This window comes from Rhizobium sp. PP-CC-3G-465 (assembly GCF_004343445.1).
In the GTDB taxonomy this organism is placed as follows: Bacteria; Pseudomonadota; Alphaproteobacteria; order Rhizobiales; family Rhizobiaceae; genus Ferranicluibacter; species Ferranicluibacter rubi.
This window is the reverse complement of sequence record NZ_SLYH01000002.1, coordinates 14,484-38,755: the sequence shown is the minus strand read 5'-3', so window position 1 is coordinate 38,755 and position 24,272 is coordinate 14,484. Positions and strand designations below refer to the sequence as shown.

Here is a 24,272-nt window from a genome sequence, read left to right as displayed (position 1 = left end):
CGTGCACCGCGGGAGGAGACAGCGAACATGAACACCATCACGCAACCCGTTCCGAAGCTGCAGCAGACGCGACGGCGCGTTCCGCCGGAATTGACGATCCTTCTGGTGCTCGTCGGCATCTCGCTGACGTTTGAAATTCTCGGCTGGATCCTGCAGGGGCAGAGCTTCCTCGGCAACACGCAGCGGCTTTCCATCATGATCCTGCAGGTCTCGGTCATCGGCATCATCGCGATCGGCGTCACGCAGGTCATCATCTCCGACGGCATCGACCTCAGCTCCGGATCGATCGTCGGGGCAACGGCGATGATTTCCATGAGCCTTGCCCAGGTCGGCACATTCGAGCGGGCGGTCTATCCCGGACTGACGGATCTTCCGGTCATCGTGCCGGTTCTCGCCGGGCTTCTGGTCGGCGTCGTCTGCGGCGCGATCAACGGGCTCCTCATCGCTTACTCGCGCATTCCGCCGTTCATCGCGACGCTGGGTATGATGGTCACCGCACGGGGCTTTGCGAAGTGGTACACCAAAGGTCAACCGATCAGCTTTCCCACAGACAGCTTTGCCGCGATCGGCAAGGGGCTTGCTCCCGTCCTGATTTTCCTCATCGTCGCCGCCATCATGCATGTGGTCCTGCGCTACACCCGTTACGGCAAGTTCACCTATGCGATTGGCGCAAACAAGCAGGCGGCCCGCGTCTCCGGCATCGATGTCGAGCGTCACACGGTCAAGGTCTATGCAGTGGCAGGCCTTCTCTCGGCTCTGGCCGGCATCGTCGTCGCCTCGCGCGGCCTGACCGCTCAGGCCGGGATGGGCACGAGCTACGAGCTCGACGCCATCGCCATGGCCGTCATCGGCGGTGTCTCCCTGTCGGGCGGTCGCGGCTCCATCCTCGGGACCATGATCGGCATGGTCATCTTCGGGGTCATCATTTCCGGGTTCACGTTCCTCCGGCTCGATGCCTATTACCAGGAAATGCTCAAGGGCATCATCATCGTCGCCGCCGTCGTGGCCGACGTCTACCGACAGCGAAAGCGCGTGAAGACGGCCTGAAACCGAGGCACGTCTTCCAAGGGGGCCGGCCTCCCAGCGTCCAACATCACCACCAAACGACCTTCAATTAGCGAGACCTCCGATGAGACAGCTCCTGATCACGACCGCACTTTGCCTTTTTACAGCACCTGGCCTTCTTGCATCGCCGGCATTTGCCGAGACGAAGGTAGCGGTGTCCATGACGTCCTTCGACAATCCGTTCCTGACGATCCTGCTGAACGGCATTCGCGCCGGCGCAGCGAAAGATACGACCATCGAGCTTCTCACCGAAGACGCCCAGCTCGATCCGGCCAAGCAACTGAGCCAAGTCGAGAACTTCATCGCCAACGGCGTCGACGCCATCATCGTCAATGCCGTCGATGGAGACGCGACGGCCGCGATTACGCAGGCGGCGCGAAACGCCAAAATCCCGCTCGTCTACGTCAACCATCCGCCGGCCGAGCTCGATAGCGGCCTGCCGGATGGCACCGCTTTCGTCGGCTCCAACGAGCTTGATTCCGGGACCATGGAAGCAGAGGCAGCCTGCAAGCTGATGGGCGGCAAAGGTCGCGCCGTCATCCTGATGGGCCCTCTGGAGAACCATGCTGCGTTGACCCGTACCAAGGATGTCGAGGCCGTGTTCGCGCGGCCCAACTGCAAGATCGAGATCATCGAGAAGCAGACGGCCAACTGGAACCGGACCCAGGCACAGGATCTCACCGCGTCCTGGCTGACCGCAGGCGTGCAGTTCGATGCCGTCATCGCCAATAATGACGAGATGGCCATCGGTGCCGCCCAGGCTCTGAAGTCCGCCGGCATCGACATGAAGAGCATCGTGATCGCCGGCATCGATGCCACACCGGACGGCCTTGCCGCCATGACCTCGGGCGACCTCGACCTGACGGTCTTCCAGAATGCGACCAGGCAGGGGGAGGTCGCGGTCGAGACGGCCGTCGCGATGGCCTTGGGCAAACCGACCGAGAAGGCCCTCTGGGTGCCCTTCGAGCTCGTCACGCCGGACACCATGGCGACCTACAAGTGAAACGACAGCGGCCCTGGAGAAGAAGCCCATGAAACACACACTCGACCCGCACATGTTCCGGCACCTTTCGCTGGAGGACACCTGCCGCAAGGTTGCCGATCTCGGCTACGATTACGTCGAACTGTCCCCGCGTCCGGATTTTCTCTCCTGGTGGACGAGGCCGAAAGTCTATCCGGAGCGCGTCGCCAGCTTCAAGACGGCGCTGAAGGATCATGGTGTCGGCCTCGCCACGCTCCAGCCGATGTATCGCTGGGCGAGCCCCTATCAGGATGAATGGGACAACGCGATCGACAACTGGAAACGCGTCATCGAGATCGCGGTCGAGATGGATGGCCCGATGCTCGTCTCGGAGTTCGGCCGTGGCGGATCGCCTGAGCGCAGCCTGAACGATCGTTCCGGCCTCCATCGTCCCGAAACCTGCGAGGCCCAGTTCTTCCGCGCGATGGATATTCTCGTGCCGCTCCTCGAGAAGGAGGGCCTCGTCCTGTCGCTGGAAGCGCACCCGGAAGACTGGATCGAACAGATCGCGCCGGCCGTCGACATCATCAAGACGATCAACTCGCCGTCCGTCAAAGCGTCGTTCATCGCGCCGCACACGTTCTTCTACGGTCCGGACATGGTCGCCAATCTGCGCGCCACGGAGGGGCATCTGGTGCATGTCCGGCTGGCCGACACCTACGACCACAACAAGTCGTCGGAGCTCCGCTACATCGTCAACCCTCCCGGCTCCAAGGTGCGCGTCCATCAGCACACCGACTTCGGCCAGGGCGAGATCGATTTCGATACGTTCTTCGCGACGCTCGCAGACATGAAATTCGACGGTGTCCTCTCGAACTGTGTGTTCGCCTGGGAAGACCGCGTCGATGACAGCGCGCGCTTCATGCTCAACGAAACCCGGCGCTATGTCGCCAAATACTGGAATGAGGTCTGAAATGACTGTGAGAATTGGCGTTATCGGCACAGGCGCCATCGGGCGCGATCATGCGCGCCGCATCAACCATGTCCTCGGCGGCGCGAAGATCGTCGCTCTGAGCGACGTCAACCGGGCCTCGGCAGAAGCGGTCAAGGCAGACGTCGCACCGGATGCCGCCATCTTCGAGACGGGCGAGGCGCTGATCGCGTCGCCGGATGTCGATGCCGTTCTCGTGACCTCCTGGGGCGCGACACACGAGCAATACGTTCTCGCAGCGATCGCTGCCGGCAAGCCGTGCTTCTGCGAGAAGCCGCTGGCCACCACGGCGGACGGCGGCAAGCGCATCGTCGATGCGGAGGTTGCCCATGGAAAACGCCTCGTGCAGGTCGGCTTCATGCGCCGCTACGATGCGGGCTACGTCGCCCTGAAGAAGGTGGTCGACAGCCAGATCGGCGCGCCGATCATGGTGCATGCCGCCCACCGCAACCCCGCCGTTCCCGAGCAATACGTCACCCCGATGGCGATCCACGACACGATGATCCACGAGATCGACGTGCTGCGCTGGCTGCTCGACGACGACTACGTCTCCGCCCGCGTTCTCTTTCCGCGGGCCTCCGCCCGCAGCCATGCCAAGTTGCGCGATCCCCAGATTGTCATTCTCGAAACCGCCAAGGGCACGATCATCGACGTCGAGATCTTCGTGAACTGCCACTACGGCTACGACATCCAGTGCCAGGTCGTCGGCGAGGACGGGATCGCGAACCTGCCCGATCCCATGGCGATCCCCATGCGGCTTGGTGCGCGCCAGCAAAGCGAGATCCTGACCGATTGGAAGGACCGCTTCATCGCCAGCTACGACGTCGAACTGCAGGACTTCATCCATGCAGCCGCCAGGGGCACCGCCTCCGGCCCGAGTTCCTGGGACGGCTATGTCGCCGCGATCACGTCGGATGCCTGCGTCAGTGCGCAGGATGCCGAAGGGGCAGCCGTCGCCATCAACCTTCCCGCCCGTCCGGCGCTTTATAACTGAGGGCTCCTATGCGTTTTGCCATCAACCACATCACGGCCCCGAACCTGTCTCTTGAGGACTTTTTTTCCGCAGCCCGCCGTCTCGGCCTGACGGAGGTCGAGATCCGCAACGACATTCCGGATGTCGTCAACACGATGGATCCCGCCGACGTCAAGGCGGCGGCGGAAAAGGCCGGCGTCGAGATCGTTTCGATCAACGCGCTCTACCCGTTCAACGTCTGGTCGGGGGACCTGCCGGCTAAGGCTTTAGCCCTTGTCGACTACGCTGCGGCAAGCGGTGCAAAGGCGTTGGTCATGTGCCCGCTGAACGACGGGACAAAGGTTTTGTTCGATGATCTCGTGGCGGCCCTCTCAGCCATGAAGCCGATCCTTCAGGAGCGCGGTCTGACAGGCCTCGTCGAGCCTCTGGGGTTCCCGATCTCCTCCCTGAGAACGAAGGCGGAAGCCCTGCGCGCCATCGACGCAGCAGGTGGCGGCGATGTCTACAGACTGGTGCACGACACCTTCCATCATCACCTTGCCGGCGAAACCGAGCTCTTTCCGAGCCGCACGGGCCTCGTCCACATCTCGGGCGTGGTCGATCCGGCGGTTGCCGTGGACGACATGATCGACGCGCACCGCGTGCTGGTGGATGGCGCAGACCGTCTGGAGAACGTGGCCCAGATCAAGGCGCTGATCGCCGCCGGTTTCGATGGGGTCTTCAGCTTTGAGCCCTTCGCCGAAGAGGTCCACGCGTTGACCGATCCGGAAGCGGCGGTCCGTGAGAGCATCGTCTACGTCTCGGCCCATCTCTGACGCAACGAGCGGCTGTGTCTGCGCGCAGGTGCAGGCACGGTCGATCCCTGGAACCACGGCCGATGCTGGAGGATGAAATGAAAAAGTCACTGGATATCATCACGATCGGTCGATCATCTGTCGATCTTTACGGCGCCCAGATCGGAGGACGTCTGGAGGATATGGGGTCCTTCCGCAAATATATCGGCGGCTCGCCGACCAATATGGCTGCGGGAACGGCCCGGCTCGGCCTCCGGTCCGCCCTGATCACGCGGGTCGGCGACGAGCATATGGGGCGCTTCATCCGCGAGGAACTGGCGCGCGAAGGTGTCGATGTCACGGGCGTGAAGACCGATCCCGAGCGGCTGACGGCGCTCGTGCTTCTCGGCATCCGCGACGAGGAGACATTTCCACTGATCTTCTATCGCGAGAACTGTGCCGACATGGCCCTGTGCGAAGATGATATTGACGAAGCCCTGATCGCGCGCGCGCGCTCCGTCGTTGCCACCGGCACGCATCTGAGCCACCCCGACACCGAAAAGGCCGTTCTGAAGGCGCTAACGCTTGCCCGCAAGCACGGGGGCCGAACCGCGCTCGATATCGATTACCGTCCCAACCTCTGGGGCCTTGCCGGCCATGGCGATGGCGAAAGCCGGTTCGTCGAAAGCGCGGCCGTCACATCCAAGCTGCAATCGACACTGCATCTCTTCGACCTCATCGTGGGGACGGAAGAGGAATTCCACATCGCGGGCGGCTCCACAGAAACGATCGCGGCGTTGCGTGCGGTGCGCGCCGTCTCGCGCGCGACGCTCGTCTGTAAACGCGGTGCGGCAGGGGCCGTCGCCTTCACGGGCGATATTCCCGACGATCTCGACGGCGGAGAGACCGGCCCGGGCTATCCCATCGAGGTTTTTAACGTGCTGGGCGCCGGCGACGGGTTCATGTCCGGCCTCATCAAGGGCTGGCTTGAAGATGCCGCATGGCCGCGTGCCCTTCAATATGCCAATGCCTGCGGCGCCTTTGCCGTCAGCCGCCACGGTTGTACGCCGGCCTATCCCTCGCTGGCAGAGCTTACGTTCTTTCTCGAGCGAGGGGTGAAGACCAAGGCTCTGCGTCAGGATCTGGAACTTGAGCAGATCCACTGGGCGACCAACCGCCACGCGGACTGGTCGACGATGCGTGTCTTCGCCTTCGATCACCGTATGCAGCTGGAAGCCATGCCGGGGGCCACGCCCGACAAGATCGGCCGGTTCAAGGCGCTCTGCCTTCAAGCGGCGCTCGACGTGCAGGACGGTCGGTCGGGATACGGCATTCTCTGCGACAACCGTCTCGGCAAGCGCGCTCTGCATGCGGCATCCGGCACCGGCCTCTGGATCGGCCGCCCGGTGGAGTGGCCGGGATCGCGTCCGCTGACGCTCGAGCCGGAGATCGGTCCCGACTTCGGCGGCCTGGATGAATGGCCGCTCGACAATGTCGTGAAGGTCCTGTGCTTCTGCCATCCTGATGATGCGACCGACCTGAGGGATGCGCAGGAGGAAACGGTCAGGCGACTTTTTGCGGCCGCGCGGCGCAACCGGCTGGAGTTTTTGCTGGAGATCATTCCGTCGAAGGTCGGCCCGGTCGATGACGACACGAACGCCACGCTGATCCGCCGCTTCTACGAGATCGGCATCTATCCCGACTGGTGGAAGCTCGAGCCGATGGCGAGCCGCGTTGCCTGGGAGAAGGCCTGCACCGCTATTACCGACAACGATCCGAAGACACGCGGCATCGTCGTCCTCGGCCTCGATGCGCCGGAGGACGAACTTGCGGCCAGCTTCAAGATCGCCGCCGGCTTCCCGCTGGTGAAGGGCTTTGCTGTGGGCCGAACGATCTTCGCCGACGCTGCGCGAGGATGGCTCGCCGGGGACATCACGGATGCGGATGCCGTGCAGGATATGCAGGCGCGCTATCGCCGCCTTTGCGCACTCTGGGAGACGGCGCGGGCGGTGGCGCAGGACAACGAAGCGACGGTTCCGTCGCAGGGAGGAATTTGACATGACCGACACCATTCGCCTGACCGCGGCACAAGCGATGTTTCGCTGGCTTTCCGTGCAGATGACCGAGGATGGGGATCGCTTTATCGAAGGGGTCTGGGCGATCTTCGGCCACGGCAACGTCGCCGGTATCGGCGAGGCCCTGCATGGCATCGGCGCAAAGTTGCCGACATGGCGCGGACAGAACGAGCAGACGATGGCGCATGCGGCCATCGCCTATGCCAAGACGAAGCGCCGCCGGAAAGCCATGGCGGTCACGTCGTCCATCGGCCCCGGCTCGACCAATCTCGTGACGGCCGCAGCGCTCGCCCATGTGAACCGCCTGCCGGTCCTCTTCATCCCTGGAGACGTCTTTGCCAATCGCTGGCCGGATCCGGTTCTCCAGCAGATCGAGGATTTCGACGACGGCACGATGAGCGTCACCGACTGCTTCCGTCCGGTCAGCCGCTATTTTGACCGGATTACCCGGCCCGAGCATCTTCTGACCGCACTGCCGCGCGCCCTTCAGGTGATGACGGACCCGGCCACCTGCGGTCCCGTCACGCTCGCCTTCTGCCAGGATGTTCAGGCGGAGGCCTACGACTATCCTCTGTCCTTCTTCGACACGAAGGCATGGCGCATCCGGCGACCGGAGCCCGACATGCGGGAGGTTGAGGATGTGGTGGCGGCGCTGAAGGGGGCCGAGAACCCCTTGATCATTGCTGGCGGCGGCGTGCTCTATTCGGGTGCTGATGCAGACCTTTTCGCCTTTGCCCGAAAGCACAACATCCCCGTCGTCGAGACGCAGGCGGGCAAAGGGGCGATGGACTGGCAGGAGCGCCTCAACTTCGGGTCTCCGGGGGTAACGGGCACGGATTGCGGCAATGCGATTGCGGCGAAGGCCGACCTCATTCTGGGTGTCGGAACGCGCTTCCAGGACTTCACGACGGGAAGCTGGACGATTTTCGGCAAGGCGGACCGCAAGCTCGTGTCCATCAACCTCACCGGCTACGACGCGGCCAAGCATGGCGCAATTCCGCTGGTCTCCGACGCGAAGGTTGCGCTGGAGCGGATTTCGAAGGGGCTCGGTGGGCACCGCTTCGCCGATCCGGACTTTGCGGCTCGGGATGCATGGTTCAAGGCCACAGATCAGGTGACGGCGGCACCGGAGCCCGCGAGCGCCAATGTCCTGCCTTCGGATGCTCAGGTCATCGGGGCGGTGCAGCGCGTGGCCGGGCCACAGACGGTTGCCATGTGCGCGGCCGGCACCATGCCGGGAGCGTTGCAGATCCTCTGGCGGTCCGCAGCGGGCGGCTACCATATGGAATACGGCTTCTCCTGCATGGGCTACGAGGTCGCGGGCGCATTCGGCATCAAGCTTGCAGCGCCGGAAAAGGAGGTCGTCTGCTTCGTCGGCGACGGCTCCTACATGATGGCGAATTCCGAACTGGCCACCGCCGTCATGATGCGCGTCCCCTTCACGATCGTGCTCACCGACAATCGCGGTTACGGCTGCATCAACCGGCTTCAGCAGGAGTGCGGCGGTGCCGAGTTCAACAATATGTACAAGGACAGCAACATCGAGGTGCAGCCCGAGATCGACTTCGTGGCGCATGCCGGCTCGATGGGCGCACATGCGGTCAAGGTCGATGGCATCGCTGCCCTTGAAAGCGAGATCGTTCTGGCGCGGGATCGCCAGATCCCCACCGTGATCGTCATCGATACGGAAGCGGAAACCGGTCCGGGTATCGGCGGCGCCTGGTGGGATGTCGCCGTTCCCGCGGTCGGCGATACCGACAAGCTCGCCCAGGCCCGCGCGCATTACGAGGCCAACACCGCGCGCCAGCGCATCAACTGACATTTCGACAGGCCGGAAGGAACGACCATGATACTCTACGGAACCAACCCCATTGCCTGGTCGAATGACGACGATCAGACGATCGGCGCGCATCTGACACTCGAGGATTGCCTGTCGGACTGCCGCAAGATCGGCTTTGACGGCATCGAGAAGGGCCACAAGATGCCGAGCGAGGGCGGGGCACTGAAGGACGCGCTCGGCACGTTCGGCCTGCGCTTCGTCGGCGGGTGGCACTCCACCAATCTCCTCGTCAACGATGTGGAGACGGAGAAGGCGGCCCTGCAGACCTTCATCGACATGACCAAGGCCGCCGGCGGCGACCACATCAATGCCTGCGAATGCTCCAACACCGTTCATGGCAGCGAGGGCACGCCGGTCAACGACCGACCCATCATGACCGATGCCGAGTGGACACGGTTTTCCCAAGGGTATGAGGCGCTCTCCCGGCATGCCGCCGATCAGGGCGTCAAGATGGGCTACCACCATCACATGGGCACGATCATCGAGAGCGCTGCCGATATCGATCGCTTCATGAGCATGGCCGGGCCTCATACGCGGCTTCTCCTCGACACGGGTCACTGCACCTTCGGCGGTGCCGATCCGCAGGAAGTCGCTCGGAAATACATGGACCGCGTTACGCACATTCACGCCAAGAACATCCGGCCCGAGATCATGGCGCGCGTTCGCTCGGAGCACCTGTCGTTTCTCGATGGCGTGCGCCTCGGCGTCTTCACCGTGCCGGGTGATCCGGAAGGCTGCGTCGCCTTCGAACCGGTGCTGAAGATCGCAGCTGAGCACGGCTATGCGGGTTGGCTCGTCATCGAAGCCGAGCAGGACAGTGCCGTTCGGGAGCCGTTCCTCTACCAGAACATGGGCCTGACGGCTCTAAAGGCGATGTCTCGCAACGCCGGGCTCGACACATCCGCCGCAAAGGCAGCCGAATAAGGAGGGCAAGAGCGATGAGCATGCTTCGACGCCGGCCTTTTGGCGGGCACGGCAAGGTCCACGAGATCACGCCGCAGTCGGCCGGGTGGCGCTATGTCGGCTTCAGCCTGTACCGCCTGCGCGCGGGCGACACGATCGGCGAGGCGACCGGTGCGATGGAGGCCATTCTGGTGATGGTCGAGGGCAAGGCACGGTTTCAGGCGGCGGGCACGGATTGGGGCGAACTCGGCGATCGAATGAACGTCTTCGAGCGCACGCCGCCGCACTGCCTCTATGTGCCGAATAATGAGACATGGCAGGCGCAGGCGATCACGGACTGCACCATCGCCGTCTGCCTGGCTCCGGGAAAGGGCGGCCACAAGGCCCACCGCATCGGGCCGGACCGGATCACGCTCACCACGCGCGGGGTCGGCGCAAACCAGCGCTTCATCAACAATATCGCGATGGAGGCGGACGACGACTGCGACAGCCTGCTGGTCACCGAAGTCTTTACGCCCGCCGGCAACTGGTCGTCCTATCCAAGTCATCGGCACGACGAGGACGATTTTCCGCGGATTACCTATCTGGAGGAAACCTATTACCACAGGCTCAATCCCGACCAGGGTTTTGGCGTCCAGCGGGTCTACACGGAAGATGGCGCGCTGGACGAAACGATCGCGGTGAAGTCGCACGATGTCGTCCTCGTGCCGCGCGGCCATCACCCCTGCGGCGCGCCCTATGGCTTCGAAATGTACTACCTCAACGTCATGGCAGGTCCGTTGCGGAACTGGCGTTTCGTTCCCGATCCGGCCGTCCAGTGGATCATCGATCGCGACACCACGGCGTAGCCGCTGCCGAAAGGACGTATCATGCCGCTGATCAAGCTGCACATTCGCAAGGGCCGGTCGGAGGCCGACATCACACGGCTTCTCGACACGGTGCATGCGGTCATGCTGGACGCCTTTCATGTGCCGGAGCGGGATCGCTACCAGATCGTGTTCGAACACGAAGACACGCATTTTCGCGCGCTGGACACAGGCCTCGGCTTCACGCGGACGGATCGTTTCGTCCTGATCGAAGTCGTCTCGCGGCCGAGGCCGAGATCCGAAAAGCTCGCATTCTATCAGGGCCTTGGTGGTCAATTGTCTGAAAGATGCGGCATTCCGGCATCCGATCTCATGGTGTCTTTCGTCGAGAACGGTGACGAGGACTGGTCGTTCGGCGCGGGTGTCGCTCAATTCGTGACGGGTGATCTATGACCGGTCGCCTGGACCCCGTCCCGCGAGGTCGTCGGGCGTCTGCCTCCGCACGTTCGTTTCGGACACCCCTATCGGGTGACAGGGACTACCGTCCGCCGGATCTCGATACGCTGAAAGCCGTGATGCTGGCGCGGCACGCAGACCTTCCCAAGCGGATCGCAACGCTTGCGCACTTTGCCCTTGACCATCCTGATGACATCGCGTTCGGCACCGTCGCATCGATTGCAAAAGCTGCGCAGGTTTCGCCGTCTGCGCTCGTCCGCTTTGGGCAGTTTTTCGGATATAGTGGGTTCAGCGATCTTCAGTCGGTGTTCCAGCAGGCGGGACGCACGAGAATCGTTGCCAAAGCCACATCTCATGTCGCATTGAAGGTTGGCCCCGCTTGCGGCCACTGGAATGCCATTCACGAGACGGTCGAGGCCTGCCGCATGTCGATCGACGTGATGGGTGAGACCATCCCGCTTGCCGATATGAGGGCTGCGTCGGACATGCTGTCGACGGCGGATAGCATCTTCATTCTCGCAGGCAAAGACGCTCTGCCGTTCGCGAGCTTCTTCCACCGGCGTCTTGTCGCGATGAGCATCCGAGCGATTCTGCTGACCGACATGGCCTCCGCAATCGATATCCTCGCTCTTGCAAGACGCGGAGATGCGGCCGTCATCCTGGAGACAGCCCCGGTCAGCAGCGCGCTCGCCGCTCATGTCGTGGCCATCAAAGAGCTGCAGATGCCGATTGTCTGCATGACCGACACGCCATTATCGCCCACGGCAGCACTCGCCAGCGTTCGTTTCGATCTCGCCGGTGCCGGGAGAGACGCCTTGTCACGCGTGACTGCAGGCATCGTACTCGGCGACGCCCTGGCGAACGGCATTCGTGCGTCGTTGCAGACGACCAGCGGGTGACGGAGGCCTATTCCACCAGCCCTGCCTGCGTGAAGTCGATGCCGAGCGCCTGCCGTATGCCGTCGAGCAGCCGCATGGTGGCTAGCGATTTCTCGGCGGGTCGGCACGCGGTCTCGCGTTTTCCTTCCGAGATCGCCCAGGCGATCTCGGCGGCTTCGTAAAAAAGACCCTGGAAATGCGCACCTCTCGGCTCTTCGTAGCGCAGGCGACGGGTGCCATCGAGGGACCAGACTTCGAAGCTGCCCGGTAGGTGAAACTCCGTCTCGAACCGGATCGTGCCTCGGCGGCCCATGATCGCCGCGTTCGTCGGGCTGAAACCGTAAGGTGAGGTCGACATGGTGCCAAGGGCGCCGCGCTCGTTGGAGATGACGACCGAGAGTTGTCCGTTGACGCCGGCTGGATCCGGCGTAGCCAGACCGACGATGCGCTCGGGCGTGCCAAGAAGCTTGGCGAGGAGCGAGACGGGATATGTCCCGAGATCGAGAAGAGGCCCGCCGGCAAGCGCCGCATCGAAGATCCGATGGTCGCGTGGCAGGTACTCGCCATAGTCCGTATAGACGGACAGGATGTCGCCGATGACGCCGGCATCAAGGACTTGGCTGATCACGTCGAATTTCGGAAGAAAATAGGTCCAGAGCGCTTCGGCGAAGAACACACTCTTCGCCCGCGCGGCCGCCACCATGTCCGCTGCCTGCGCGTGATTGAGTGCCACCGGCTTCTCGACGAGAACATGCTTTCCCGCTGCGATTGCCAGCATGGCATGCTCATGGTGCCTGTTGTGCGGTGTGGCGACATAGATAATGTCAATATCGTCCGCGACGACGAGTGCCTCGTAACTGCCGTAAGCGCGAGGAACCTGCCAGGTCGCCGCAAACCTTTCGGCGGCTTCAGGCGATCGGGAGCCGACCGCCGCGATCGCCTGGCGCGTATGCGCCTGAACCGACTCGACAAACTTCGCCGCGATCCATCCCGAGCCGAGAATACCCCAGCGAAGCGGGGGTGCCTCCATCGGCGGCCGGGTCCGGGGCAGGGGCAGTGTTTCTGGGAAAGACATGAGGGCTCCTCCTTCTCGTCAATAGCGCGTCAGCCGGCGGTCTTCTGCCAGGACCCGGTCTCGACGGAGCGTTCCATCGCGTCGATGATGCGTTCGTTGGCCAGACCGAAGTCGAAGTTCGGAAAACAGTCCGCGCTGTTGCAGATGCCCTCGATGAGATCCCGGACCTCGATGACCTTCACGTCGAAATAGCCGAGACCGCCGCCGGCGAAGTCGAACCCGAAGAAGGCGCCGAACTGCGGCACCTGGCTTCCGGCAAGGATGGTCTTGAAACCACGGTCCGGCTTCGGATCGTTGAAGCGCGTGATCTTCAACTCATTGAAGCGCTCCCCATCCATGATGATCGTGCCCTCAGTGCCGGAAACCTCCCAGTAGATGCCGAAGACCTTACCGGCAGCGACGCGCGATGCCTCGATCGTACCGCCCGCACCATTGCTGAAGCGGATCAGCGTCTGGATCTGGTCCTCATTCTCCACAGTCGCGCGCGGCGCATCCGTGTCCGACGTCGCCCCATAGCCGGAACCGCTTTGCGGCACGGGTCGCGTCGGAAAGAAGGTCTGCGTCTGCGCGATGACCTGGTCGATATCGCCGACCAGATATTGCGCCACCGAGATCACATGGCTGCCCAGATCCCCAAGCGCTCCCGAGCCCGCCTCCTTGCGTGTGCACCGCCAGGAAAACGGCAGGTCCGGATCGTTGAAGAATCCCTGATCGAACCATCCGCGAAACCGCATGGGCGTGCCGATATCGCCACGGTCGATCATGATCTTGGCGAGCATTGCGGCAGGGGTCTTGGTGTTGTTGAAGGCGACCATGGTCTTCACGCCCTGCCTTCGTGCCGCGTCGGCCATCTCTTCGGCCTGCGCCACCGTCACCGAGAGTGGTTTTTCGCAATAGACATGCTTGCCCGCGGCAATGGCGGCGAGCGCCATCTCATGGTGCATCGCGTTGGGCGAGGTGATGTCGACCACATCGATGTCGGGGTCGGTCACAAGCGTCCGCCAGTCACCGGTGCTCCGCTCAAACCCGAAGCGATGGGCGGCATCTGCCGCAAGCTCGTTCGTGACATCGGCGAGCATGCTCAGATGCGGAACCGCCGGCAGATCCCGGTACAGCATGCCCGCGCGACGATAGGCGTCGGCATGGGCCTGCCCCATGAAGCCGGAGCCGATCAGACCGATATTCAGCGTCTCTTTTGGCATCTTCGTTGTCCTCAAGGGGGGCCATCAGGCCGAGAAATGCGCAAGGATATGGTGGAAAGCCGCAGTGACGGCCGGCAAAGGCGGCACGACCGCCGGATCCTGCTCTGCCTCGACCACAAGCCACCCGCGATAGCCGGTTTCCCGGACGAATCGCGCCAGTGGCGCAAAATCGAGCGCGCCGTCTCCGGGGACGGTGAACATGCCGCTTCGCACCCCTTCGTTGAAGCTCAGGTCACGGATGCGAACCACGGTAAGAGCCGGCGCGCGGACATCCTTCATGTGAATATGGACGATGCGGTCGCCGAAACACTCTATCAGCTGAGGGTAGGCAAAGCCTGCCGCCGCCGCGTGGCCTGTGTCGAGGAGAAGCCCGACCGATGGCCCTGCCGCGTCGAAGATCATCGAAATCTCATCGAACGTTTCAGTGACCATCATGAGATGATGATGATAGGCGAGCGTTAGACCATACTCGCCAGCGAGCCTGGCGCCGAAGTCGGTGAGTCTTGCCGCATAGGCCGCGACATCCACTCCGGGAAGTTGGCGCCTCTGCGACATCGGCGCATCAAGAGGTGCGCCCGGTGTCATCATGGCCGTTTCGCCGTAGACCATGACCGTGGAGCCCATGGCGCGCAACAGATCGGCATGGGCCGCGACGGCGGCCATTTCGTCCTTGACGCTCCCTTCGGCGAGTTGACCGGAATGCCAACCGGAGGCAAGCGACAGCTTCCGGCTGTCGAGCAGGGGCGCCAGCAATTCTTTTGTGCGCGGAAGTTTGCGGCCAAGCTCCACACCGTCGTAGCCCGCACGGGCGGCCTCATCCAGACAGGTCTCGACCGGGATATCGGCGCCAAGATCCTCCAGGACATCATTGGCCCAGGACAAAGGGCTCACGGCGAGGCGGACTCCGGACGGAAGCGCCGATAGGGTTTCAGATCTCATCATGGTCTCCGGTATGAAGGACTGTGTCAGGGCTGCCAGTCGGAGCCGATCCGGACGGGCAGGCCGGTGGCGACGGATTTCACCGAGGCTTCCGCGATCCGTTGCGCTTCCAGACCGTCGCGGATCGTCGCCAGCGGTTCGGCGCCGGTCCGGATCAAGTCGATGAACGCGGACATCTCGGCGCGATAGGCCGTCGAGAAGCGCTCGATGAAATAGTTCATCGGCGGGGAGGCCCTGAATCCATCGGCATCGGCGATGATGACCCCGCGCTGCGGGCGGTTCTCGACATAGAGCACTTCACGGGCGCAGAGCGCTTCAAGACGCTGGTCGTAACCAAAGGGTGCACGGCGGCAGTTGATCATCTGAACGAAACGCCCGGATGCGGATGTCAGCGTGACCATGGCCGTATCGATATCGCCGGCTGCGCCGATCGCGGGGTCGATGAGGCAATTGCCGGCGGCGTAGACCGTCACGATCTCCTCACCCAGCAGGTAGCGCGCCATGTCGAAGTCATGGATCGCCTGATCCCGGAACATGCCGCCGGATCGCTCGACATAGGCACGGGGCGGGGGTGCGGGATCGCGCGTGTGCATGACGATGTGTTCCAGCGGTCCCGCAGTGCCCTCCGCAATCCGATCCCGCACGAAGCGGAAATCGGGATCGTAGCGGCGCTGGAAGGCAAGCAGGCAGGGCACGCCCGAACGCTCGACAGCATCCGTAACCGTCTCGACCGTCGCAAAATCGAGGCTCACAGGCTTTTCGCAGAAGATGGCTTTGCCGACACGCGCGGCCTCGATCAGCAGAGCGGCATGCGTGTCCGTCGAACTCGCGATGACGACACCATCAATCGACGGATCGGCGAAGACCTGCGCGGCCTCGACGACGTCGGCGCCGACTCTTGACGCAAGCTCCGACCGGGCCTCACTCGCGATGGGATCGACAAGATAGCGCACCCGCACCGAGGGCAGGCTTGCGGCGTTCGTCGCATGCACATGCCCGATGCGCCCTGCACCGAAGACGGCGAGATTTAGCATGAAGATCCTCCCGATCCACGCGAGCCGTCTCGGCCTCGTTCGTTGTCGGCAGTCTAGCGCGGTGCTAATGAGGGGATACGTCGATCTTGATGAGATCTCCTCAAACGGGGTGTGCCGTGGGCAAGCCGACATCGCGAGATCTCGCCATCGCAGCCGGCGTGTCGCTGGCCACGGTCGATCGTGTCCTGAACGGGCGCGGCGGCGTGAGCCCGGACAAGGAGCGGCGTGTTCTCGAACAGGCGAGACGGCTGAAGATCAACCGCATGATCGACCCGCGCGCTGCGCGGACGCTGCGTGTCGCCGTTCTGCTTCAGTCGCGTGCAAATCCTTTCCACGCGGTCGTGCAGGATGGTTTTGAGACGGCGACGCGACTTTACCCACAGTATAACCTGCAGTTTCAGGTTCATCACATCGACCCGGTTCGCCCCGCCGCCACTGTCGCGCTGATCCAGGCTCTGGGCGGGCATTGCGATGCATTGATTATCGTCAGTTCCCAGAACGAGGATGTCGCGACTGCTCTTCGAGCCTGGGGCGGGCAGGGCAAGCCCGTCATGACGCTTGCCACCGATATTCGGGACGCGGATCGCATCGGCTATATCGGGCCCGACAACCGGAAAGCAGGACGGGTCGCCGGAGATTTGATGGCGCGCCTGATGGGCAGGCAAGGCGGCGAAATCGTCATCATATCCGGCATGTTGAGCATGATCGGTCATGAGGAGCGCGAGATGGGCTTTCGCGCCGTGTTGCGCGAACGCTATCCGCACTGCCGGGTAACGGACGTTTTGGAGAGTCTGGAACGTGCCGAAACGGCAGGCGATCTCGTCTTCGACGCCCTGCGCAGAAATCCTCAGATCCGCGGCATCTACAACGCTTCCGCCGGCGCTCAGACGGTTGTGACGGCGCTCAAGACACTCGGACGCGCCGACGAGGTCGTTTTCATCACGCACGAACTGACCGACGACCGTCGCCAGCTCATTCGCCAAGGCCTGATCGATGTCATCATCGACCAACGACCCGAACTCGAAGTGCAAACCGCCGTTCAGGCACTGGCATCATATTTCGGCAGGAACGACCATCCTCCAGCGTCCCTCGTGACGCCGATCGATATCTACATGATTGAGAATGCGTAATAAGCGATAAAGCCAAGCGCAACGACTGCTGCAAGCTAGCTCGATGTCATACTTCACAGCGGCAAACAGTCGGCGGTTCGTATCCCTTCAAGGCGCCGGACCAGTTAAACACGTCCAGAGCGGAAATTATTTCCGCTCCTAAAGCAGCCGCAAAATTGCAAGGCCTGGGGCGCGGAGCCATCAAGGGCCGGATGACGCGCGAGAGCGTTCTAATGCTATCACACGCGAAACGTCACATCTGTCCAGCTGAGTCATTACACCGACAGCCCTCGTCAATTGAGAAATACCAAGCAAACGCGACAAACCCTTGGGCTTCTGGCTATCCTCGAATGCCCCATGGACACGCAGTGTGCTGTTCTCTATGTGTTCTTGTTATGAACAAAGACCGCAGGCTTCAAGTGCGGGTGCATTGAACTCAACCGCGCAAATAGGGGTGCCCAAGTCCATTGGGTCGAAGTGAGTTATGGCGTTCCGGGTTCCTGTTCCCAGTCTTCGGACATTTGGGGAATGGACCGCATCGCGCCGGGGTAAGGGAAAATGAAGATCTGGGTCTTTTCCGATCTGCATCTTGAATTCGGCGAGGCTTTCAATCAGCCACCGCCGGACGACGTCGACGTATTGGTATGCGCTGGCGACCTGCTAACGCGGGGTGTCGTCCCGAGCATCGAATGGCTGGCGAGCAACGTGCCTAGTTCGATACCCGTCGTGTTCACCGCAGGGAACCATGAATTCTATGGTGCCTCCGTGCAGGAGAGCGTCCGCGATGCTCGGTTGCTTCAAAGCCGCTATCCCAACATCCACTTCCTCGATAACGATGCCGTTGAAGTCGAGGACATTAGGTTCGTGGGCGCGACGCTGTGGACAGATTTCCGGGTCAACGGAGGCGATCCTGAGTTTGCGATGAATGTCGCCCAAGCAGGGATGAACGACTACCGCAGGATCAAGTTCTCGAAGCTTCCGTATCAGAAGTTCAAGCCGATCCATGCCTATCGGAAGCATCAAGAGTCACGAGCTTTTCTCAGATCGTCGCTGCCGGAAACGAACGCAAGGACGACCGTGGTCGTGACCCATCATGCCCCGTCGCCCCGGTCCATCGCCTCAGAGTTCCAGGGCGATCCCCTGTCGGCCTGCTACGCTTCGGATTTAGAACACCTCATGATCGAAACCCAGCCGTCGTTGTGGGTGCATGGACACGTCCACCATCGCGTGGACTACCGCGTGGGTGAAACGAGGGTGGTTTCCAATCCACGGGGATATCCAGGAGAAGCGACCGATTTCGATCCTCGGCTTGTCGTCCATGTCTAGGTCATCAAATTCGAGAGCCCGGCCGTCGGATCAGGTCGTCAACGTTAGATTATTGGCGCGGCCCGCCAACCTTACGGTTTTTGGCCCGTCGCGAGGCACAGTCGGCAAGCCAGTGGTGCCTCACGACGGACTTGATCTTCAGGATGTTGGTTTCCACGCGGAACTGAGCTGCTGGTGGTCCAAGTTTTCGTCCGCACCCCCCTTGTCGTCGAGGACGAAATCCTGATCAGGATGGATGCCGCGGACTACTTTGCGGACGAAGGGTTCGACGTCCTCGAGGCGGGAACGGCTGACGACGCGCTGCTTAACGACCACATTCTGAAAAAGCTGATGATTGACGTGTTCAAGGCTCCTTGAGCCGACGCCGCCGACCTCAGCCGTGTCATCTTTGGAAATCTAGCCATACCCCCCGATAAGGCAGCTCCGCTCCTAAAGCGCCATTATGACTTACAGTCATTGTCGCGTCGGTTAGGAGCCATAAGTTGATTTACACGCGGAAATCCAACACAGACCTGCTGAGACGCCTTGAAGTCGCGCTCGACGCATCGGGCATGGGTGGAAACCTTTCCATCAAGGAATTCGCGCTCTTAGACCGCTGGTCACTTTAGATATAATGAAATGATCAGCAAATATTGGTCAAGACTTCATTGGGATTGGAGTATCTATTCATTCCCGCGCGGAACTACGTTGGTCGGGAGTACGGATAAATCTGTCATTCAAATTTAACGCACCTATAACGTATGGTGAGTAAAACGAAAACAAGAGCATGCTCTCGCATTAAAAATACTAAAAAATACTTTCCCAGGAGATATCGATGTCGAATCGGTGCGACGCAAACGCCATTGACGGTCGTGAGAATGCCACGGGTCTGTTGCATGCCACAATCGACAACTTCCCGGGTGGTATCTGCGTGCTCGACAACGACCTCACCATGCTCGTGACCAATCGAAAATTTTATGAGTTGCTTGATCTGTCCGAAGACATGTTCCCGGCTGGTTCCAACTTCGAGGGCGTGTTCCGATATAACGCATGCCGTGGCGAATATGGGCCGGGTGATCCCAAGGAAAAGGTGCGCGAGCGCCTCAGCCAAGTCAGACGCTTCGAGGAGCACCGCTTCGATCGCGAAGTCGGTACGGGTCTCGTCATCGAGATGCGCTCTGCCCCAAAAACCGGTGGCGGATGCGTTCTGACATACCTTGATGTCACCGTGAACAGACGAGCCGAGCAGGCCCTTCTCCGGCACAAGGAGACACTTGAGGAACTGGTCCTGCTTCGAACCGAAGAGATTGAGCGACAGGCGGAGGAACTCAGAAGACTGCTCGGTCAGGAGCGGCACACCAACGAGCTACAGCGCCAGTTTGTGACAATGACGTCTCACGAATTCCGGACACCGCTTGCTATCATTGACGGCGCTGCCCAGCGGCTCCAGCGGCGCAAGCATGCCGTCACGAGTGAGTTTATTGAAGACAAGGTCGGTCTCATCCGCGGCGCAGTTTCGCGGATGGTTGACCTGATGGAGAGTTTCCTGTCGGCTGGTCGCATCGAGCACGGGCACATGACATATGCATTTCGCCCATGTTCCCTCAGGGAGGTTGTTGAGCGGTGTGTCGCGCGGCAGCAATCCATCGCCACCACGCACCACTTCCACCTGAAACTAGACGATCTTCCGCCTGTTGTGTTTGCCGATACTGCGGCAATGGAACAGGTGTTCACAAATCTGATTTCAAATGCTGTGAAATACGCTCCGGTTTCTCCCGACATATACATAACCGGGCATTCGGAAGGGAACGGCGCCAGCGTGACTGTCGCCGACACGGGGGTCGGCATCGATGCCGACGACCTACCGAAAATGTTCCAGCGCTACTTCCGTGCAAGGACCTCAACCGGGATTGCGGGGACGGGAATTGGTCTCAATCTCGTGAAACAGATCGTTGAGGCACACAAGGGGAATATTTTCCTCGAAAGCCGCAAGGGTCAAGGGACCGCGTTCACCGTAACTCTTCCTGTCACCAATCCGATGCTCATCGCCGCATGCGATGAGGCGAAAGTGGGCTAAACCAATGATTACGATCCTCTGTGTTGAAGACGAAGATGCTATCCGCAATCTTCTGGTCGAAGAGATCAGTGAGGCGGGGTTTACGACTCTCGAAGCCGCCAATGGAAAGCAGGCTCTTGATTTGATCATCGGCAAGTGGCCTGATATTGTTGTGTGCGATATCACCATGCCCGAAATGAGTGGGCACCAGTTGTTCGCCGAAATTCAGATGAACCACGAGCAACTCGCAAACATTCCCTTTATCTTCCTGACGGCACTGAGCGACAAGGAAAACATGATCACAGCGCTTAAAGCAGGCGCGGCCGATTACCTCACCAAGCCGGTCGATTTCGATTTGCTCATGGCGAAGATACAGGGCTGCGTTGCACGGTTGGAGAATGACAGGAAAATGGGACGCGTATTTTAGCGTCTGTCAGGTTTATTCTGAACCTGACAGACGCTAAAACGGAAGTTTAAATGAGTGTTCTCTCTCGGATCGAGGGGTTACGAAAATTGTCAATCCACGTCTGCAAGGGCTGAAAAGCCGCGTTGTTGATCATGTGAACGCGACGGGTTCCGCAGGTCTGTACCAGGACCAGCTGGGCATCGCGCAGGACCTTGAGATGTTGCGAGACTCTGGGCCTGCTGATCGGAAGACGATCAGACATCTGTTTGACGGTCATCGGAGAGACCATGAGCTGTTCCAGCAGGTAGCGACGGCGTGAATCCGAAATTGCGTTGAAGAGACGATCCGTCATAAACGGGTCATCTTCAAAAATGCAGGGACAAGACGTCCTTTCACGCCGATCAGAATTCATGCCATCCTTCGACGGGTCGCCACCAATCTGTTGGGCGTTGCACTCTGTAAAGCGCTGGGACTGGGGGCCTGTCGCATCGCACCGGCGCCGAACGACGTCTCTTCGCTGTTTATTCCGACTTTAAACCGCGATAGCAGTTCGAAAAGCTGGCCTGCTTCCGTTGCAAGCTGGCTGGCTGCGGCGCTTGTCTCTTCGACCATGGCTGCATTCTGCTGTGTCGCTTGGTCCATGGTATTGACAGCCGTGCTGATCTCCTTCAGGCCGGTTGCCTGCTCTGACGAGGCCACCACGATCGCACTGACATTGCGGTCAACTTCAACCACCTGCTCCACGATGTTCTGCAGGGAGCTCCCCGTCGATCCGACCAGAGCCACCCCGTTCTTGACGAACCCGCCCGACTTAGCGATCAGATCCTTGATCTCTTTGGCAGCCACAGCCGACCTTTGGGCGAGTTCGCGAACTTCCTGAGCGACAACGGCAAAGCCCTTGCCGGCATCACCTGCACGGGCCGCTTCGACGCCGGCATTCAGCGCAAGCAAGTTGGTCTGGAAGGCAATCCCGTCGATTACACCGATGATGGTTGCGATTTCCGAGGAGGACCGTTCGATATCTTCCATGGCGGAAACGGCCTGACTTACAACCAGCCCCGATTGCTCGGCATTGCCTTTGGTGCTGCGCACGAGCTGCCCGGCGTCTTTTGCACGGTGGCTGGAGTCGGCAACAGTCGTCGTGATCTGCTCAAGCGCGGCGGCCGTTTCCTCGACAGAAGCGGCCTGCTGCTCGGTGCGTCTTGCAAGGTTGTCCGATGCGGACTGGATTTCCCGAGAGGCGGACGCAATGGCTGCTGCGTTTTGGGAGACTGTCTGCATGGCAGAACAGAGGCTGGAGGAGGTCTGGTTGAAGTCGCCGCGCAGCTGCTCGAGGGCCGGTAGGAAAGGTACGGCGATCGAATGCGTCAGATCACCCTGTGAAAGCGCTTTAAGTGCAAGGCCCAACTGTTCGACGTTGTTCACCCGCTCGGTGATATCCGTTGCAAACTTGACCACCTTGAAGACTTTGCCATTCATGTCAAAGATTGGATTGTATGAGGCCTGGATAAAAACCCGCCTGCCACCTTTCCCGATGCGCATGAATTCATCGGCAATCAGCTTTCCTGAGGCAAGGTTCGACCAGAAACGCCGGTACTCATCGCTTCCAACATAAGTGGCGTCGCAGAACATGGCATGATGGCCCCCGACAATCTCGCTGGCCGAGTAGCCAAGTAAGGTGAGGAAATTATCATTGGCCGCAAGTACCTGACCTTCAGGTGTAAACTCGATCACCGCCTGAGCACGTGAAATCGCCGCGATCTTGCCTGCATGCTCTGCGGCTTGAAGCTTCTGCTGCGTAATATCGGTTGCGAATTTCACGACCTTGACCGGCCGGCCGCGGTGGAACACCGGGTTGTAGGACGCTTCGATCCATACTTCCTTACCGGCTTTGCCGATCCGTTTGTACTGCCTTTGATCGAACTCCCCTCGGGCGAGCTTTGCCCAGAAAGCCTGATAGTCGGGCGATGTCACCTCAACGGGATCAACAAACAGACGATGGTGCTTTCCAACGATTTCAGACAGCTCATAACCCAGCGTCTGACAGAAATTAGCGTTAGCTGTTATGACGGTTCCGTCGATCTTGAATTCGATAATAGCTTGCGAACGTTGAAGAGCATCCAATATTGCTCCCGCTCCGAAATTCACGCCAAACATGCAGATCTCCCCTCAGCTGGCAATAAGGCATCCGCAAGATCGTGTGATCTGCCGTGCGGAAAGGTATGCCTGCACACTAAAAGTGGGGTCAAAAATTGAGAATATGTAAATGATAGAAGATACTAACGTAATTATGCGGAATTCAGATCTCCGTTGCGTACCAGTGACCTTCTCGCCAATTTAACGCCGGCTTCCCTCTCGAAAAAGGTTGCCGGGCTTCTCACCGAACTCGGCAAAGAAGAGTCGGGCAAACTCTCCAGATGAGTGGAACCCCCATCTCCGCGCGATCTCTCCGACCCCCTGCCCCTGGCCTGATTTCAGATCAGCATAGGCACGCTTGAGCCGTATCCGTCTAAGGTAATGCTGTGGGGTGGTCTCCAATCGCTCCCGGAATGTCAGCTGAAGCGATCGTATGCTAAGCCCCGAGGCAACAGCCACATCCGTCGTTGTAATCGGCAGATGGGCATTGGCGTCCATGAACTCCATAGCCCGACGGACCAGTCGGGGCAACTCGATGGATCCATGCAGCAACGCCGCTGAATAGGAATGCCGGGCGCCGTATAAGATTGTGTTGATCAAGGCGTCCTGGAGATTAGCAATCACAAGCGGGTTCCCAGCCAGTCCGCCGTGTTCGGACAGCCCCATCTGCAACGTGTAGCAGATATTCTCGCAGGCGATGTGGAGGGGTAGGGACATCCCGCCTGGATCGAAGGCGATACGGGCAACCTGTTCCTCACCAAGTCGGTCAGAAACTGCTTTTAACAATGTGGTAGCCTCAATGCTGACGCCTGTCTGAGACGACATAGGCAGTATGGATTTCCCATCCGAAGCCCTGCGATCGACCACAAAGGTAGATTGAACATTCAGGCCTCTGATCCGCAAGGGCTCATCGAGGTCAACGCTTCCGCGCTGGACGGCGAAAACGAAATCATCCAAGGCGCGGATGTATCGGGCATGGTATCCCGTGATCGACGCAAATCCGAAGATCGTCAGGCCGCCGGTTTGCTCGATCCGACCTTTGATATGGAATTTGCCCTTCTCCATAGGCTCAAGATTGACAGGGGCTGCAAGCCTCCTGATGCTATCATTTGCCTGGTCATTGTCGAAAAATTCCAGCTGCGACATAACGAGTTACCTCTATTTTTACTAACATAACATAGAACGGGTTTCCGTATTGCAATTGCTATGTTTGCCGTGGCTTAAATTGGCGCTTCGAACGACTGGCCTGGTGCCGGTTTTGTTTCAGCTGCGGCAGGGGTAGAAATGCC

General features: G+C 60.6%; 23 protein-coding genes. 16 read left to right on the top strand and 7 right to left on the bottom strand.

From position 1 onward, the window contains the following. Positions 1-27: 27 nt before the first annotated feature. From C8J33_RS12590 to C8J33_RS12540, 11 genes are all read left to right on the top strand, one after another. A complete protein-coding gene (locus C8J33_RS12590) occupies positions 28-1,047 on the top strand; it encodes an ABC transporter permease (RefSeq protein WP_110802782.1) in 1,020 nt (339 codons plus the stop codon). Positions 1,048-1,129: 82 nt separating this feature from the next. After that, entirely contained in the window at positions 1,130-2,068 is a 939-nt protein-coding gene (locus C8J33_RS12585; RefSeq protein ID WP_132664566.1) for a sugar ABC transporter substrate-binding protein, read from the top strand. Between the two features lie 28 nt (positions 2,069-2,096). Then, positions 2,097-2,999: a sugar phosphate isomerase/epimerase family protein gene (locus tag C8J33_RS12580; RefSeq protein WP_132664565.1), complete on the top strand. Its 903-nt coding sequence runs from the start codon at positions 2,097-2,099 to the stop codon at positions 2,997-2,999. 1 nt (position 3,000) lies between these two features. Then, entirely contained in the window at positions 3,001-4,011 is a 1,011-nt protein-coding gene (locus C8J33_RS12575; protein WP_110802785.1) for a Gfo/Idh/MocA family protein, read from the top strand. Between the two features lie 8 nt (positions 4,012-4,019). Beyond that, complete coding sequence (locus C8J33_RS12570) at positions 4,020-4,805, top strand: TIM barrel protein (protein WP_132664564.1); 786 nt, start codon at positions 4,020-4,022, stop codon at positions 4,803-4,805. A gap of 77 nt (positions 4,806-4,882) precedes the next feature. Then, the gene (locus C8J33_RS12565; protein WP_132664563.1) at positions 4,883-6,820 is read left to right on the top strand and encodes a bifunctional 5-dehydro-2-deoxygluconokinase/5-dehydro-2-deoxyphosphogluconate aldolase; all 1,938 of its coding nucleotides are present in this window, start codon (positions 4,883-4,885) and stop codon (positions 6,818-6,820) included. A 1-nt stretch (position 6,821) separates the two neighbouring features. After that, positions 6,822-8,657, top strand: coding sequence for a 3D-(3,5/4)-trihydroxycyclohexane-1,2-dione acylhydrolase (decyclizing) (gene iolD / locus C8J33_RS12560; RefSeq protein ID WP_132664562.1), 1,836 nt, complete (start codon positions 6,822-6,824; stop codon positions 8,655-8,657). 27 nt (positions 8,658-8,684) lie between these two features. Beyond that, the gene (gene iolE, locus C8J33_RS12555) at positions 8,685-9,602 is read left to right on the top strand and encodes a myo-inosose-2 dehydratase (protein WP_110808006.1); all 918 of its coding nucleotides are present in this window, start codon (positions 8,685-8,687) and stop codon (positions 9,600-9,602) included. Positions 9,603-9,616: 14 nt separating this feature from the next. Further along, entirely contained in the window at positions 9,617-10,429 is an 813-nt protein-coding gene (gene iolB, locus C8J33_RS12550) for a 5-deoxy-glucuronate isomerase (protein WP_110808005.1), read from the top strand. A gap of 21 nt (positions 10,430-10,450) precedes the next feature. After that, positions 10,451-10,840 (top strand): tautomerase family protein, encoded by a 390-nt coding sequence (locus C8J33_RS12545; protein ID WP_110808004.1) that lies wholly within the window; start codon positions 10,451-10,453, stop codon positions 10,838-10,840. After that, positions 10,837-11,742, top strand: coding sequence for a MurR/RpiR family transcriptional regulator (locus C8J33_RS12540; RefSeq protein WP_110808003.1), 906 nt, complete (start codon positions 10,837-10,839; stop codon positions 11,740-11,742). The genes C8J33_RS12545 and C8J33_RS12540 overlap by 4 nt, the downstream gene beginning before the upstream one ends. A 7-nt stretch (positions 11,743-11,749) precedes the next feature. Here the strand turns inward: C8J33_RS12540 and C8J33_RS12535 are convergent, their stop codons facing one another. Genes C8J33_RS12535 through iolG form a run of 4 tightly spaced genes read right to left on the bottom strand, consistent with a single transcriptional unit; the run spans position 11,750 to position 15,971 of the window. Further along, on the bottom strand, positions 11,750-12,796 hold the full coding sequence (locus C8J33_RS12535; RefSeq protein WP_132664561.1) for a Gfo/Idh/MocA family protein: 1,047 nt from the start codon (positions 12,794-12,796) through the stop codon (positions 11,750-11,752). Between the two features lie 29 nt (positions 12,797-12,825). After that, on the bottom strand, positions 12,826-13,998 hold the full coding sequence (locus tag C8J33_RS12530; protein WP_132664560.1) for a Gfo/Idh/MocA family protein: 1,173 nt from the start codon (positions 13,996-13,998) through the stop codon (positions 12,826-12,828). A 24-nt stretch (positions 13,999-14,022) separates the two neighbouring features. Then, a complete protein-coding gene (gene iolE, locus C8J33_RS12525) occupies positions 14,023-14,937 on the bottom strand; it encodes a myo-inosose-2 dehydratase (RefSeq protein WP_110808000.1) in 915 nt (304 codons plus the stop codon). 26 nt (positions 14,938-14,963) lie between these two features. Beyond that, positions 14,964-15,971, bottom strand: coding sequence for an inositol 2-dehydrogenase (gene iolG, locus C8J33_RS12520; RefSeq protein ID WP_165910800.1), 1,008 nt, complete (start codon positions 15,969-15,971; stop codon positions 14,964-14,966). Positions 15,972-16,060: 89 nt separating this feature from the next. Between iolG and C8J33_RS12515 the strand changes: the two genes are divergently transcribed. From C8J33_RS12515 to C8J33_RS12495, 5 genes are all read left to right on the top strand, one after another. After that, the gene (locus C8J33_RS12515) at positions 16,061-17,101 is read left to right on the top strand and encodes a LacI family DNA-binding transcriptional regulator (RefSeq protein ID WP_110807999.1); all 1,041 of its coding nucleotides are present in this window, start codon (positions 16,061-16,063) and stop codon (positions 17,099-17,101) included. A gap of 537 nt (positions 17,102-17,638) precedes the next feature. Then, complete coding sequence (locus C8J33_RS12510) at positions 17,639-18,406, top strand: metallophosphoesterase (protein ID WP_110807998.1); 768 nt, start codon at positions 17,639-17,641, stop codon at positions 18,404-18,406. A gap of 174 nt (positions 18,407-18,580) precedes the next feature. Further along, positions 18,581-18,763 (top strand): hypothetical protein, encoded by a 183-nt coding sequence (locus tag C8J33_RS12505; RefSeq protein ID WP_110803155.1) that lies wholly within the window; start codon positions 18,581-18,583, stop codon positions 18,761-18,763. Positions 18,764-19,220: 457 nt separating this feature from the next. After that, positions 19,221-20,462, top strand: coding sequence for a PAS-domain containing protein (locus tag C8J33_RS12500; RefSeq protein ID WP_110807997.1), 1,242 nt, complete (start codon positions 19,221-19,223; stop codon positions 20,460-20,462). 4 nt (positions 20,463-20,466) lie between these two features. Beyond that, a complete protein-coding gene (locus tag C8J33_RS12495) occupies positions 20,467-20,868 on the top strand; it encodes a response regulator transcription factor (protein ID WP_110803104.1) in 402 nt (133 codons plus the stop codon). Positions 20,869-20,914: 46 nt separating this feature from the next. On the opposite strand, the gene C8J33_RS12490 is transcribed toward C8J33_RS12495, so the two are convergent. The 3 genes from C8J33_RS12490 to C8J33_RS12480 all read right to left on the bottom strand — a co-directional run bounded on the left by C8J33_RS12490 (position 20,915) and on the right by C8J33_RS12480 (position 24,129). After that, positions 20,915-21,199, bottom strand: coding sequence for an ArsR/SmtB family transcription factor (locus tag C8J33_RS12490; protein WP_132664558.1), 285 nt, complete (start codon positions 21,197-21,199; stop codon positions 20,915-20,917). Positions 21,200-21,255: 56 nt separating this feature from the next. After that, on the bottom strand, positions 21,256-23,004 hold the full coding sequence (locus tag C8J33_RS12485; RefSeq protein WP_110807996.1) for a methyl-accepting chemotaxis protein: 1,749 nt from the start codon (positions 23,002-23,004) through the stop codon (positions 21,256-21,258). A 180-nt stretch (positions 23,005-23,184) separates the two neighbouring features. Then, complete coding sequence (locus tag C8J33_RS12480; protein WP_132664557.1) at positions 23,185-24,129, bottom strand: helix-turn-helix domain-containing protein; 945 nt, start codon at positions 24,127-24,129, stop codon at positions 23,185-23,187. Positions 24,130-24,272: the final 143 nt, after the last annotated feature.